Source organism: Paraburkholderia sp. Cy-641 (assembly GCF_011752945.1).
GTDB lineage: Bacteria > Pseudomonadota > Gammaproteobacteria > Burkholderiales > Burkholderiaceae > Paraburkholderia.
The window spans coordinates 1-549 of sequence record NZ_VWWM01000151.1; the positions used below are offsets into that span (position 1 = coordinate 1).

Annotated in this window: 1 protein-coding gene; it reads right to left on the minus strand. The window is 67.0% G+C overall.

Annotation, left to right across the window (positions count from 1 at the left end; genetic code table 11):
* A partial coding sequence (locus tag F3J20_RS32595) for an electron transfer flavoprotein subunit alpha/FixB family protein (RefSeq protein WP_167285846.1) occupies positions 1-549 on the minus strand: 549 nt, incomplete at both ends.

Genomic DNA, 549 nt, shown 5'->3' on the forward strand with positions numbered 1-549 from the left:
AGATGCCGACCGCGACGTACAGCTGCGGCGCGACGATCTTGCCGGTCTGACCCACCTGATAGTCGTTCGGCACGTAGCCCGCGTCGACCGCCGCGCGCGAGGCGCCCAGCGCCGCGCCGAGCTTGTCCGCCAGCGGTTCCAGAACCTTCGTGTAGTTCTCGCCGCTGCCCAGACCCCGGCCGCCCGACACGATAATCTTCGCGCTCGTCAGTTCCGGACGGTCCAGCTTCGTCACTTCACGGCTCACGAACTGCGAGAGGCCCGCGTCGGCGGCGGCTTCGATCTTCTCGACCGCTGCGCTGCCGCTGTCGGCTGCCACCGCGTCGAAGCCGGTCGTGCGGACCGTGATGACCTTGATCGGGTCAGCCGATTGCACAGTGGCGATCGCGTTGCCCGCGTAGATCGGACGCTCGAACGTATCGGGCGAGTCCACCGCCGTGATGTCGCTGATCTGCGCGACGTCGAGCTTCGCCGCGATACGCGGCGCGATGTTCTTGCCCGAAGCGGTCGCCGGCACGAGGATGTGCGAGTAGTTCTTCGCGATGTTCA